12 protein-coding genes are annotated in these 12,945 nt (G+C 64.1%); 7 read left to right on the top strand and 5 right to left on the bottom strand.

Translation table 11 applies throughout. The features are described 5' to 3' along the window. From AC1VAN_RS01050 to AC1VAN_RS01030, 5 genes are all read left to right on the top strand, one after another. A partial coding sequence (locus AC1VAN_RS01050; protein WP_480985111.1) for an AAA family ATPase occupies positions 1-1,116 on the top strand: 1,116 nt, incomplete at its 5' end. 330 nt (positions 1,117-1,446) lie between these two features. After that, the gene (locus AC1VAN_RS01045) at positions 1,447-1,833 is read left to right on the top strand and encodes a DUF2946 family protein (RefSeq protein WP_442251308.1); all 387 of its coding nucleotides are present in this window, start codon (positions 1,447-1,449) and stop codon (positions 1,831-1,833) included. Between the two features lie 137 nt (positions 1,834-1,970). Continuing rightward, positions 1,971-4,106, top strand: coding sequence for a TonB-dependent receptor (locus tag AC1VAN_RS01040; RefSeq protein WP_480985110.1), 2,136 nt, complete (start codon positions 1,971-1,973; stop codon positions 4,104-4,106). Positions 4,107-4,117: 11 nt separating this feature from the next. Next, positions 4,118-5,623 (top strand): PepSY domain-containing protein, encoded by a 1,506-nt coding sequence (locus AC1VAN_RS01035; protein WP_480985109.1) that lies wholly within the window; start codon positions 4,118-4,120, stop codon positions 5,621-5,623. A 101-nt stretch (positions 5,624-5,724) separates the two neighbouring features. Beyond that, positions 5,725-7,065, top strand: coding sequence for an RICIN domain-containing protein (locus AC1VAN_RS01030; RefSeq protein WP_235189986.1), 1,341 nt, complete (start codon positions 5,725-5,727; stop codon positions 7,063-7,065). A gap of 88 nt (positions 7,066-7,153) precedes the next feature. On the opposite strand, the gene AC1VAN_RS01025 is transcribed toward AC1VAN_RS01030, so the two are convergent. Continuing rightward, positions 7,154-8,287: an MFS transporter gene (locus tag AC1VAN_RS01025; RefSeq protein ID WP_480985108.1), complete on the bottom strand. Its 1,134-nt coding sequence runs from the start codon at positions 8,285-8,287 to the stop codon at positions 7,154-7,156. Positions 8,288-8,298: 11 nt separating this feature from the next. Then, positions 8,299-9,072, bottom strand: coding sequence for a DeoR/GlpR family DNA-binding transcription regulator (locus tag AC1VAN_RS01020; RefSeq protein WP_480985107.1), 774 nt, complete (start codon positions 9,070-9,072; stop codon positions 8,299-8,301). Between the two features lie 173 nt (positions 9,073-9,245). Between AC1VAN_RS01020 and smqnr the strand changes: the two genes are divergently transcribed. Then, on the top strand, positions 9,246-9,893 hold the full coding sequence (gene smqnr / locus AC1VAN_RS01015; RefSeq protein ID WP_033830499.1) for a SmQnr family pentapeptide repeat protein: 648 nt from the start codon (positions 9,246-9,248) through the stop codon (positions 9,891-9,893). 15 nt (positions 9,894-9,908) lie between these two features. On the opposite strand, the gene AC1VAN_RS01010 is transcribed toward smqnr, so the two are convergent. After that, a complete protein-coding gene (locus AC1VAN_RS01010; RefSeq protein WP_100435895.1) occupies positions 9,909-10,592 on the bottom strand; it encodes a class I SAM-dependent methyltransferase in 684 nt (227 codons plus the stop codon). Positions 10,593-10,709: 117 nt separating this feature from the next. Here AC1VAN_RS01010 and AC1VAN_RS01005 point away from each other — a divergent pair, with 117 nt between their 5' ends. Further along, positions 10,710-11,183, top strand: coding sequence for a hypothetical protein (locus AC1VAN_RS01005; protein ID WP_144435712.1), 474 nt, complete (start codon positions 10,710-10,712; stop codon positions 11,181-11,183). An 11-nt stretch (positions 11,184-11,194) separates the two neighbouring features. Here AC1VAN_RS01005 and AC1VAN_RS01000 read toward each other — a convergent pair whose 3' ends face one another. Together AC1VAN_RS01000 and AC1VAN_RS00995 are read right to left on the bottom strand one after the other, a co-directional pair. Beyond that, positions 11,195-11,920: a hypothetical protein gene (locus tag AC1VAN_RS01000; protein WP_282279647.1), complete on the bottom strand. Its 726-nt coding sequence runs from the start codon at positions 11,918-11,920 to the stop codon at positions 11,195-11,197. Positions 11,921-11,969: 49 nt separating this feature from the next. After that, positions 11,970-12,945 (bottom strand): aminotransferase-like domain-containing protein (locus AC1VAN_RS00995; protein ID WP_480985106.1); only part of this gene is annotated, 976 nt, incomplete at its 5' end.

Genomic DNA, 12,945 nt, shown 5'->3' with positions numbered 1-12,945 from the left:
TCGTCAGACGTTGCCGATATATTGAGGGTTTTTAGAAGGACTAATGATCAGGAAGATGTTGTAGCTCAGTATGAGGAGCGTTTGATGCCGAATGATCCTTTGGGGCTATTTAGGAATGTAGCTGGCGTTGGTTATGAATCTGTCGGTGTGACTGAGCTGGAAAGAAGTGCACTTGCGGATGGTCACGAGGAAGACGACGTAATTCCCTATTTCAAAGTGAAGGCGAGGGGGGTCGCCTATGACTCTCGCGAAATGGGCTTGGGGGAGCTTTGTGCGTTCTATGTAATTTGGCGGCTTATGCGCGCCCAAAAGAATAGTGTTGTTCTGTTGGATGAGCCTGACTCACATTTATCTCCGAGAAGCAGGGCTGCACTTATTGATGCGATAGGATTTATCGCCAATGAGCGAAGTTTAGTTGTTTTATTGACGACTCACTCTGTTGAGATGTTGGAGCAGTTGCGGCGCGAAGATAGCTTCTTGGTGTCGGAGAGTCGTGTCCCTGGTATGCCAACCTTGGATCTGATAAGTAATATGAGGGAGGCGCGGCTTCGACTAAATCTCAGAACTGAGAGAACGTTGCTTATAGTAGTAGAGGACGTTGACGCGCTGGCAGTGGTGTCGGGGATAATTAACAAATGGGCGGCTGGCGTTTCTGGTTTTGTTGATGTTGCAGTTGTCAAGGGAGGGGAGGGCGCTGTTAGGGCTTTTTGCTCTTCCTTTCCGGATAATAGGATTTGCAAGGTGGTTTCTGTTTTGGATGGCGATAAAAGGGTTGTCAAGGCAGTGAATGCCAATGATTCTGATTATTTGGTGGGGGAGGCGTACCTTCCGACAAATTTTGATCCCGTTCACTCCATTCGAATTTCAATAGGTGCAGATGTTCAACGGTTCTCTGCGCGGTTGGGGTACGATTCGGAAAGAGTGGAAGCTGCGTTGATGAACACCGTGCATTGTGATCATCATGATTTCATTAGCTCATTCATTTCATCGCTTGGCTTGGTTAATGTTCGGGTGGCGGATATGCGCCATTGCATGGTTTCGCATTGGTTGGACGACCCCCTTGTCATGGAAGACGCGAAGAGGCTAGCAACATGGATAGCCGGAAAAGTTCCATGATGATTTTTCTAGGATCGCGACCCCAGTCATACGCGGCGCCCGCTACTGCACAGTCCAAGTGCGAGGCAGAAAAAGTCCGTCAGCGTTCGATTAGAATGTTCTACCGTGCTAAGCAGCCGGTCGGTGATGACGAGATATAGATATCGCTGCCTTGGGAACTTACCTGCATTCTTCCTCGGTACACATTTTGAGAGCTGGCTCTGCGTCATGATGTCGCAGAGCTTGCGTTGAGACCGCGACTAGGGCCCAAGGTTGGCCGTGGCCCCGTAGAATGGTGGCGTGCGCCGTTCTGCTCTCCACCGCCGGTTCCAGGCTCTGGCATGGCTTGCCATGCTGCTGGTGCTGCTTGCCCCGCTGGTGAGCCGCTGGCTGGCGCATGGGCACCTGGCCGCCGCCACACCGGTGGTGGCCATGGACCACAGCATGCATGCACAGCACGCGATGGAAGGGCACCACGACCACCACGCGATGGCGATGCAGGACGGCGAAGTGGCACCAAAGCCGGCTGCCGATCCCCACGCCGATCATGAGATGGGCGTGGACTGCGATTACTGCCTGATCGCGGCGCGCTTGATCACGCTGCTGTTGGCAGTGCTGCTGTTGTTGGCACCGAGGGCGCCGGTGTGCCGCGCATTGCGTGGTGCGGTACAGGCGTTGCCGCAGCGGATATGCGGCACGTTGGGCGCGCGTGGGCCACCGGTGGCTGCGGCTGTCTGAGCCGCGCACGCGAAAGCCGCCGGGCATGGCCCGGCGTTATCGAGCTGATTGACGTCGCCGGGCATGGCCCGGCGCTACCGCGTGCGCTTTTCTTTTTGCTGCCCGGCTGACCGGGCGGCCTTGCATGCCGTGAAAAAATGAAAACCAACCCGAATGTCGCCGCCCTGCGCTGGGCGGCGCTGCCGACGCTGTGCGCCTTCGCTCTGCATGCCGCGCCCGCCCGCGCCGACGTGCCGGATCCCACCACGCTGGATACCGTGCGCGTGGTCGACACCCGCCGTGGTGAATTGTCCACCTCTGCCAGCGCCGGTTCGGCATTGGGCCTGAGTGTGCTGCAGACCCCGGCCAGCCTGACCGTGATCTCGCGCGAGCAGCTGGAACAGCGCGGCGATTCCAATCTCAACGACGCGATCACCCGCGCTGGCGCGATCAGTGCCATGCCCCATCCGGGCAACGGCCTGAGTGCGCTGTCCAGCCGTGGCTTCACCGATGGYGCCTCGGTGATGCGCCTGTACGACGGCCTGCGCCAGTACGGTGGTGTGGGCATCACCTTTCCGTTCGATACCTGGTCGATCGAGCGCATCGAGGTGCTGCGCGGGCCGGCCTCGGTCATCCACGGCGATGGCGCCATCGGCGGCGTGGTCAACATCGTGCCGAAGAAGCCTTCGCGCGGCGCCATCGAGAATGAGGTCAGCGTGACCGTGGGCAGCGAAGATACTGCGCGCCTGGGCTTCGGCAGCGGTGGCGCACTTACGCCCGTGTTGGCCTACCGCGTGGATGTCAGCGGCAACTACAGCAGCGAGTGGGTCGATCGCGGCCAGAACGGCGACGCTACGTTCTCTGCTGCGCTGCTATGGCAGCCACGGACGGACATGCAGTTCACGCTGACCCATGCGCAGGGCTACCAGAAGCCGATGCGCTACTTCGGTACGCCATTGATCGACGGGCGGCAGCTGGACGCGCTGCGCCACGAGAACTACAACGTGGCCGACAGCGTGATCCGTTTCCGCGACCGCTGGACCCAGCTCGATGCGGCCTGGACGCCGAACGACAACGTGGAATGGCGCACGCGCGTCTACCAGATCGACAGCCAGCGCGACTGGCGCAATGCCGAGGCCTATGTCTACAACGGGCGCACGGGCCTGATCGACCGCTCCGGCAACACCCAGATCACCCACAACCAGGACCAGACCGGACTGACCTCCACGCTGCGCCTGCTGGGCAATGCAGGTGGGCTGCCGAACAGCTTCGCTGTCGGCTTCGATGCCAATCGTGCGCATTTCAAGCACACCAACAACACTTATGCGGGCAGCTCGGGGCCGGTGGATCCTTTCAACCCAGTACCCGGTGGGTTCAGCAGCGATGCTCCCAACCTGCCGCGCTACCGCAACAGCGCCGAACAGGTCGCGTTGTTCGTGGAAGACCGGCTGGAACTGAGCGAGCGCTGGTCGGTGCTCGCGGGCTTGCGCCACGATCGCGCCACGATCGACCGCAAYGACCTGRTCAGCGGCSAGCGTGCGTTCTCCAGGACCTACAACAGCACCGGCTGGCGCGCGGGCACGGTCTTCGCGGTGCAGCCCTCGTTGACCTTCTATGCGCAGTACTCGCAGGCGGCCGACCCGGTCAGTGGCCTGTTGATGATCAGCCCGGCCAATGGCGTGTTTGATCTGGCCAAGGGCAAGCAGGTCGAGGTTGGCATGAAGCAGGCCTTTGACGGAGGCGAGTGGACGCTGGCGGCCTATCGCATCCGCAAGACCGGCCTGCTCAGCCGTGACCCGTTGCAGCCCGACCGGCGGGTGCAGGTGGGGGCACAGACCTCAAAGGGAATCGAAGCTTCGTTGAACTGGAACTTCGCTCCACAGTGGTCGCTGGATGCCAACGCGACCGTGCTCAGGGCTGGGTTCGAGGATTTCCTGGAAGCCACCGGCACGCCGGCGGTGATCGTCTCGCGTGATGGCAACGTGCCGCCGAACGTGGCCGAGCGCCTGGCCAACGTCTGGTTGAGCTGGCAGTTCCAGCCCGACTGGAGCGTGGCCAGTGGCGTGCGTTACGTGGGCAAGCGCTATGCCGACAACGCCAACACGCTGCAGCTTCCGGGTTACGCCACCACCGACCTGGCCCTGACCTGGCAGGCCGCGCCGCGCACACGGCTGACCGCACGCGTGTTCAACGTGTTCGACAAGGCGTACTACGCCACGGCGTACTACACCAGCACGCAGTGGCTGCTGGGCGCAGACCGGCGCGTCGAGTTCAGCCTCGACCATCGCTTCTGAGGACGCACGTCATGTCGTTGCGATCCACCGCCAAACGCTGGACCTACCTGACGCATCGCTGGCTGGGCATCGGCGGGTGCCTGCTGATGTTGCTGTGGTTCGTCAGCGGCATGGTGATGCTGTTCGTCGGCTACCCGAAGCTGACGCCAGCGGAGCGGTTGGCCCCGCTGCCCGCATTGGTCGACGCGCGCGGCTGGCAGGCACTTTCCGTGTTGCCGGAAGCCGTTCGACAGGCGCCTGAGCGGGTCGTGTTGACGACGCTGCGTGGCGAGCCCGCCTACGTGGTGCGCTCCGGCGCGAACGTGGGCGCGTGGTCGGCGCATACCGGACAGGCATTGCCGCCGGTATCGACGCAGTTGGCCGAGGTTTCCGCCGCGCAGTTCGCCGGCGGCCCTGCCTTCGTTGGCGCCATGCCGCTGGACGAAGATCGCTGGACGCATTCGCGCGCGCTGGATCCGCATCGACCGTTGTACCGCGTCGGCGTCGGTGGTGCACAGCCCGGAGATGTCTACGTGTCCTCGCGTACCGGCGAAGTCGTGCTGGATGCGCCGCGCCTGCAGCAGCGCTGGAACTATGTGGGTGCGTGGTTGCACTGGCTGTACTTCCTGCGCATGCAGTCGGTGGACCCGGTATGGACCTGGACGGTGATCGTGCTGTCGGCGCTGTGCACCGTGGCCGCGATCAGCGGGGTCGTGGTCGGCATCTGGCGCTGGCGGTTTCGCGGACAGTACCGGTCAGGGTCGAAGACGCCGTACCAGGAGCCGTGGATGCACTGGCATCACCTGATCGGCTTGATGGCGAGTGCATTCGTGTTCACTTGGATCTTCAGTGGATTGATGTCGATGAACCCGCTTGGGGTGTTCAGCAGCACGGGCGTGGTGATCGACACCGCGCACTATCGAGGTGGCGTGGTGACGGTGGAGGGCGCACTGGCCGAGCCCGGCCGGCTGCTGGCTGCATCGACGGACGTTGGCTTCGTGCCGGTGGAGATCCAGTGGCGACGTATCGGTGGCGAACTGTTCGCCGTGCTGCTGGACGGGCAGGGCGATACCCGCATCGTGTCGGCCGTCGAAGGGCGCCTGCGTGTCGCACGGCTGCTGCCGGAGGCATGGCTGAAGCAGAAGGTGCAGGCGATGTCCGCTGCGCCGATTCAGGGTTTCACGATCCGGCAGGCGCCGGATGCGTACTTCTATGCGCGCGCGCCGGAGGCCATGAACGGTGCGGCGGTGCGGCGCTTCCCGGTGGCGGTGGCGTGGTTCGGCGATGYCGAGGCCACGCGCGTTTACATCGATCTGGCGACCGGCGATCCGCTGTTGACGATGGGGCATCGCGAGCGGGCCGGGCGCTGGCTGTTCTCTTTCCTGCACAGCTGGGACCTGCCTGCCGCGCTGCGTCAGCAGAACACGCGGCTGGGCGTGCTGCTGTTGCTGAGCGTGGCTGGCACGGCACTGTGTACCACCGCTGCGGTGATCGGTTACCGGCGTCTGCGGATGAAGGTGCGGCGTCGGCGGCCGTAGCACCCTGACGTTGGCCTGGCGCGTATGAGACTATCGGGAGTTCCTGGCCATGAAGGCTGCGGCCCGATGTCGATGGCCAGGGAAGTGCAGGGGCTCAATGCTTGCAAGGGTGCAACGGTAGTCCCTGGATAGGATTTCCACACAACGTAAATGGAGCAAGGATGAATTACGTTTCGATGGGTGTTCTCGCAATTGGAATTGCAGCGGCGTCTTCAAGCGTTCAGGCCAAATCGTTGCCGCGCCTGTACAGCTTTCCAACCACAACGACAGCGTCTGTTTCCAATGCGCTGCCGGCACCGGGGCAGGTGATCCAGTTGTCTGCGCAGGTCGATGGCCAAGCACTCGGGCTGTATCACATTCCAGGCAATGAGCAGATCGGTGGCTTCGTCGAATTCAAGGTCAATGGCCAAGCGGTGGGCAAGGTGCAGGTCAGTACCGTCAACACGCCGTTCCTCGGTACGGTTTCCGACCTGGACAAGGGGTGCTGGGCTGCCATCCGTGACGTCCAGGCCTGTACGCACAAGTACGCCTACGGCCGTCCGGCCAGGGTTGCGATCAACTACACCGTTCCGGCAGGCTTCACTACCGCGTCGATCACGGCGACGTTCAGTGGCGATGGTCAGTTCACGCAAGGGTCGGTGTCGGCGCCCGTCAACCTGCGCAACATTCCGACCTTTGGTGAGATCCGCGGCATGGGCAACAAGTGCCTGGATGCCGAGGGCGCCAACACCGCGCCAGGCACGGCCATCCAGGTGTGGGATTGCACACCGGGCACCGCGCAGCAGCTTTGGACCGTGAAGCCCAATACGTCGACCATCACGGGCGTGCCCAGCAATCGCGTGCTTGACATCGTGGGCTATGGCACAAGCAACGGAAGCCGGATCCAGCTCTACGACGCCCATGGTGACTGGAATCAGTCGTGGAAGTTCACCAACACATCCATCGTCGGCGTGGCCAACAAGGTGCTGGATGCCATTGGTGCGTCCAGCGCCAACGGCACCAAGATCCAGCTGTACAGCAATGCGCAGACCAGCAACCAGAAGTGGGAGTTCAATCCCGCCAACGGCTCGATTGTCGGTGTCGGTGGCAAGTGCCTGGATGTTGAAGGGGCCAATTCTGCGGATGGCACCCGCGTCCAGTTGTGGGACTGCACGGGCGTGCCGCAGCAGCGCTTCGAACTGGGCGCGGACGGGTCCATCCGTGGGCTGGGCGGCAAATGCCTGGAAGCGGCTGACGGTGCGAGCCACGATGGGAATCCGATCCGCATGTGGTCCTGCAATGGTGGCGCGCACCAGTCCTGGCGGCTGGTAGGCGAGATCCGCAACCCGCAGACCAACATGTGCCTGGATGACCCTGGCATGGGTAATGCCAATGGCTCGAAGGTGCACATGTGGATGTGCCAGGGCACAGAGAACCAGCGCTGGGAATTCTCCTCCTACTGAGTTTTCGGCCCGATGCAGTGTTGTGGAACCGTGCGCCTTCGGGCGCACGGTTCTTTGCAGGGACAGGTCAACGGCCTGCCATGCAGATCTACATCCGCAGCCAGCGTGTCGACACTGCCACCAGCAACAGTGCCATCGCCACACCGACAAAGGCGGCGATGAGGCCGAAGTGATTGGCGGCGAAACCGATCAGCGCCGGGCCGGCAAGAATGCCGGCAAAGCCGAGGGTGGACACGGYGGTGATGGCGATCGCCTGCGGCATCCGGTTCTGGCTGCCAGCCAGCGAGAACAGCGCCGGTGCGATGTTGGCGCAGCCCAGGCCGACCAGCACATAGCCGACCAACGACACCTGCCATGGCGTGACCAAGGTGAGCACCAGCACGCCGGCGCAGGCCAGCAGCGCACCGGCCACGATCGCCTTCTGCCGGCCGATGCGCTCTACCAGGCTGTCACCGAACAGGCGCGCCACGGTCATGGTCAGGGTGAAGGTCACGTAGCCGATGCCGGCATGGCTGGCATCGACCTGGCGGATGTCGGTGAGGAACACCGCGCTCCAGTCCAGCATCGCGCCCTCGGCCAGGAACGCGATGAAGGCCAGCACGCCGATGAACATGACGATGCCACGTGGCCAGGCCAGCAACGGCGTGTCGTGCGCGATGCGCTCGCTGCGCCAGTGGCGTACCGACAGCAGCGCGACCACCGCCATCATCAACACGCCCGGCAGCACCGCGGCAACCGGCGCCATGCGTGCGCTCAGCAACAGGGTCATGGTCGCCGCGCCGAGGAATCCCCCGATGCTGAAGAACGCGTGGAAGCCGGACATCATCACCCGCTGCGCTTCGCGTTCCACCACCACGGCCTGTACGTTCATCGTGCAATCCATCGCGCCTACGCCGGCACCGAAGACGAACAGCACCAGGCCCAGCAACCACGCCGAGTCGGCCAGTGCCAGGCCGGGCACCGTCGCGCAGATGATCAGCGTGGTAGCCAGCATTACCCGGCGGCAGCCCAGCCGTGCGGCCAGCACGCCCGACAGCGGCATGGCCAGCAGCGAGCCCGCGCCCAGGCACAGCAGCACCAGCCCGAGTGTTGCATCGTTGATGTCGGTACGCGTCTTGGCGAAGGGCACCAGCGTGGCCCACAGCGCGGTAGCGAAGCCGGGAATGAAGAATGCAGCGCGGGTCGCGTGCTGTTGGGCACGCGGTCGGTTGACGAGGGACATGGGCGATCCGGTCAGGGAGGTGTTGGATGCACGGTGATGCCGGCGGCGCGGAAGCGGGCGGCCAGGGCAGGCGGTGCAGACGTGGTCAGTACCAGGTCGTCGATGTCATCCAGGCTGGCGATCTGCCAGTTGCCCCGCGCGCCCAGTTTTTCGCTGGTGGCAGCGACGATGATGCGGCTGCTGCAGGCGACCATCGCGCGCTTGAGCGTGGCCTCCTCGGCATCCATCGCCCACACGCCGGTGTCCACGTCCACGGCGCAGGGGCCGGGCAGATAGACATCCGCGCGCACGCGCTGCACCTGGGCCAGCGCCTCGGCGCCAACCGCGCCGCCGCCGGCCGCCAGTCGCCCACCGATCAGCTGTACGGTGGTGCCCTCCCGCCACGCTGCGGCGGTGGCGATCTGCGGCGCGTTGGTGATCACCGTCAGCCCCAGCGCGCCCGGCAATTGCTGGGCAATGGCCAGGTTGGTCGAGCCGGCATCGATCAGCAGGACCTGGCCGGGCTGCAGCAGCGTACAGACACGGGCGGCCAGCTCGTCCTTGYCGGTGCGGTCCTGGGTCATCCGTTCGCGCAGTGGCACGGCTTTCGGGGCTGGCAGCACCGCACCCCCATAGACGCGCTGGCACAGGCCCTGGGCAGCCAGTTCACGCAGATCCCGGCGGATCGAATCTTCGGAAACCGCGTAACGGCGGGCCAGTTCGGCGGCGACCACGCGTCCCTGCTGGCGCAACTCCTGCAGGATCAACTGGGTACGTTCGGCGGGTAGTGTCGGGTCGGAGGTCATGCCTGAAGTGTGCACAATCATGCATCAACGTGCAAGATCGGGTATTGGCGGTGGCGCGTAAGGGTGGGATGTACACACTTCGGCTGCAGCGCTGGTGAATCCCACCCGAGCGCGTCCTGCCCATCGCCTTTCCAGCGCGGCATCATGGCAAGGCACCCGGCACGGAACCCTGCATGTCCTCCACTGTTCACCACAAGCTGCGCATCGGCGCCGATCAGTTCACCGGCCAGAAGGTGGTCGACCAGCAGTTCCTGGAATGCGATTTCTCCGGCGCTGACCTCACCGCCACCGAGTTCGTGAACTGCGTTTTCTACGATGCCGACACGCGCACCGGGTGCCGTTTCAGTGGTGCCACGTTGAAGGAAGCCAGCTTCCGCCAGTGCGACATCAGCATGTGCAACTTCAACTTCATCAAGGCGCTGGGGCTGGAAATCAGCGAATGCCGCGCACAGGGTGCCGATTTCAGCAACGCCAGTTTCATGAACCAGATCACCACGCGCAGCTGGTTCTGCAGTGCCTTCATCAAGAAGAGCAACCTGCGCTATGCCAACTTCTCGCGGGTGACGCTGGAGAAGTGCGAGCTGTGGGAGAACCGCTGGGACGGTGCCAACGTGAGCGGCGCCAGTTTTGCAGGGTCGGACCTGTCCGGCGGCCAGTTCGATGGCGTCGACTGGAATTCCGCCAACTTCACCGATTGCGACCTGACCAACTCCGAACTGGGCGAACTGGACCTGCGCAGCACCAACCTGCGTGGCGCCACGCTCGATGTGCAGCAGGTCGCGCTGCTGATGCAGCGGATCGGCATCACCGTGGTGCCATGAGCGTGCGTCGCGGCGCTATACCGGTGTGGCCGGCGCATGTGCCACCCAGCCCTTGAAGCTGAAGCCGGCGTAGAACAGTTCCACGTTCTCGAAGCCGGCCTCCTGCAGCAGCGCCACTTCCTGTTCGGGTGAGAGCAGCGGCAGGCGTTCGGCGATCGCCTCGGCCGCGCGCTGTGTATCGGCACGTGGAATGCCGGAAGCCTCGGCGAACGCGGCGTAGCGCTGCAGCCAGCGATGCTTGCCGGCCGCGTCCTGCGGCACGCTGTGGTGCGCCACCACCAACGGCGCACCTGCGCGCAGCCGTTGCCGCAGTTCGCGCAGGGTGTGCAGGCGCTGTTCAACGGTGAGGAAGTGCAGGGTCAGCAGGCAGGTGGCGCCGTCGAAGACGGTGCGCGGGGCATCGTCGATGTAGCCTTCCAGCAGCGTCACCTGGGCCATCAACGGCCCCAGGGTCTGTTCGGCCAGCGCGAGCATTGGCGCGGCAGGATCGACGCCGAGCATCCGCCATTGCGGGTGCGCTTCTGCGAAGGCCTTGAGTTCCAGGCCGCCGCCTGCGCCGAGCACCAGCACCTGGCCATCATCGGGTACGTGTTCGGCCAGCAGCAGGTGGCTCATCTGCTGCAGTCCGAGGAAACCTGGTACCTGCCGCAGCGGGCCCTCCGCGTAGCGGGCCACGGCGTGGGGATCGGAGAAGGACATCGGAAGGATTCCTGCGGCAATGGCGAACATCCACTTTACCGTGCTCGGCAAGTGTCGATTGCACAGTGGCCCGCCTTTGCTTAAGGTCTGCGCCTGCATGCATTGAAGAGATCGGGAATGGACCCTCGCAGCCCCGCGATGCCATCGGCGGAAGCCTTCGAACTGGCGCTGACAATGCTGGGACGGGAGGGCGTGGATGAGGAGCAGGCCGAGCGGGCGCTGCTCGCGCTCGGCAGCGAACACTGGCAGATGCGCCGCCTGCTGGTGTGGTTGCCTGAAGCCTTCGCCATGGCCCTGATCGGTCATATGGAGCTGGGCGTGCAGCTGCCCGGTACCTTCACCGCCTCCGACGCACAGGGCGAGCTGCATGAACTGCCGCTCGACCGTGAGCCTGTATTCGCTGCCGGTCTCCAGCGCGCCCTGGCCATGTACCACGAAGGTCCACGCGCCGCGTTCCGGGCGATCTGCCAGCGCAGTTCGTCGCTCAATGCGATCGACAACGCCTTGAATACCGGCGCCGATCTGCGGGGCGCCGCGCTTTCGGGTCCGGAGCTTCTGGACATCCCGGCAGAGACCTACCTCGCCCATTGAGCCCGGGGTTTTCAGAGCGCGGGCTTCATCCCGTCTGCTTCCAGGCGATACAGGCCGGTCAATCGCCAGTCATCGTGTACACGCTGCAGCCGGTACTCATGGATGCGGACGCTTGAGCGGCGCTGTTGCGCGGTACGTATGGACGCTGCGTCGCCGAGGATCTGCACGGCCAGGACCTGTTCCATTTCCGGATCATGCGCTGACTCGACGCTGGGCCGGCGCATGACAGTGCGAGAGGTGCCCGGCAGGGCATAGTGCTCCACCAGCTTCGCGTACGACGCATCGGCCAATGCCTGGCCGCGCGATGGGCCATGCTCTGCCAGCCGTGCAAGCGAGGCCTTGTTCCATTCCAGGAAGTCGGACTGGAAGGCGCGCATGCGTACGACCGGCGTGCTGCCGCCCAGATCCAGCGCGCTGCGTTCGAAAACAAGAAGCGGCAGAACCTCGCCGAACCCCACGTCGCGGCCATAGCGGAAGCTGCGTTCGGCCTGCGGCCTGCCATTGCAAAGCAGTGCGACGCGACCGGGCTTGCTGGAATGAACCATCAAGTGCCGTTGAAAATAGCCCTGTACCGGCTCGGCATCCGTGTTGGACGCCCCCGGCGCGGTGATCTGCAGTTGGCAGTTGCCATCCGTGGGCGCATAGCCAGCGATCTGCAGCGAGCCGTCGGGTGGCCCGAAGGTGACGCAACCACTGGCCAGCCCGCAGACCAAGGTGATGCCGATCCATCGACGCATGCGGGCGCTCCTTGCCTGGATGGCTGGCAGGATAACGCACTCGGATGCTTCAGCTGTGCTGCTGCAACGCCTTCCCAAGCACCTGCCAGATCTTCGGGTCCTGGCACTGCGACACATTGAAGCGCACGTAGTCGGCAGCCCGCTGCGACTGGCTGAAGGCATTGCCCGGCGCCACCACCACGCCTTCGCGCAGGCACTGCCTGGCCACCGCCGATGCATCGCGGCCATCGGGCAGCTGGCACCACAGGAACAGCCCTGCATCGGGTTGCAGCCATGGCGTGATGCCCAGCTTCTGCACCTGCCGCAGCGTGTGCTTGCGCGCATCGGCCAGGCGCGTGCGCACCGCCTGCATGTGGCGGCGGTAGCCACTGTCGGTCAGTGCGATCTGCATCAGGTGCGCAGCCAGGTGCCCACCGCCGAAGCTGGTGGCCAGCTTCAGATCGGTCAGTGCCTCGATCCAGTCCGGGCGCGCGGCGATGTAGCCGCAGCGCGATGCCGCGGAAATGGTCTTTGAGAAACTGCCGACATGGATCACCCGCGACAATCCATCCAGCGCCGCCAGCCGCGGCGCCGGGCGCAGCTCGAAGTCGGCGAAGATGTCATCTTCGATGATGATCAGTTCGCTGTGTTCGGCCAGGCCCAGCAGGCGGTGTGCCGTGGTCGCCGACAGCACCGCGCCGGTCGGGTTGTGCAGCCCGGCGTTGGTGATGTACAGGCGTGGTGCGTGTTCCTGCAGCGCGCTGGCAAACACCTGCAGGTCCGGCCCAGTGTGCGTGTACGGTATGCCGATGGCCTGCACCTGATGGGCCTTCAACATCGCGTGGTAATTGAAATAGCTCGGGTCGTCGACCAGCACGCAGTCACCGGGCTTCAGCAGGAAGCGGCAGATCAGGTCGACCGCGTGCGTCCCCGATTCGGCCAGCAGCAACTGCTCCATCGACGCGTCGATGCCCAGCGTGGCCGCGCGTCGCTGCAGTGTCTGCCGCAATGCCGGCAGGCCCAGCGGTCCTGCATAGTCCACCAGC

The organism is Stenotrophomonas sp. 05L44_2 (assembly GCF_056665995.1).
This window is presented reverse-complemented; position numbering and strand designations above follow the sequence as displayed.

Bases quoted from the DNA above. Each gene is read 5' to 3' on its own strand.
- AC1VAN_RS01045 (WP_442251308.1), top strand. From the start codon at position 1,447: ATGCTGCTGGTGCTGCTTGCCCCGCTGGTGAGCCGCTGGCTGGCGCAT.
- smqnr (WP_033830499.1), top strand. From the start codon at position 9,246: ATGTCCTCCACTGTTCACCACAAGCTGCGCATCGGCGCCGATCAGTTC.
- AC1VAN_RS01010 (WP_100435895.1), bottom strand. From the start codon at position 10,592: ATGTCCTTCTCCGATCCCCACGCCGTGGCCCGCTACGCGGAGGGCCCG.
- AC1VAN_RS01005 (WP_144435712.1), top strand. From the start codon at position 10,710: ATGGACCCTCGCAGCCCCGCGATGCCATCGGCGGAAGCCTTCGAACTG.
- AC1VAN_RS01000 (WP_282279647.1), bottom strand. From the start codon at position 11,920: ATGCGTCGATGGATCGGCATCACCTTGGTCTGCGGGCTGGCCAGTGGT.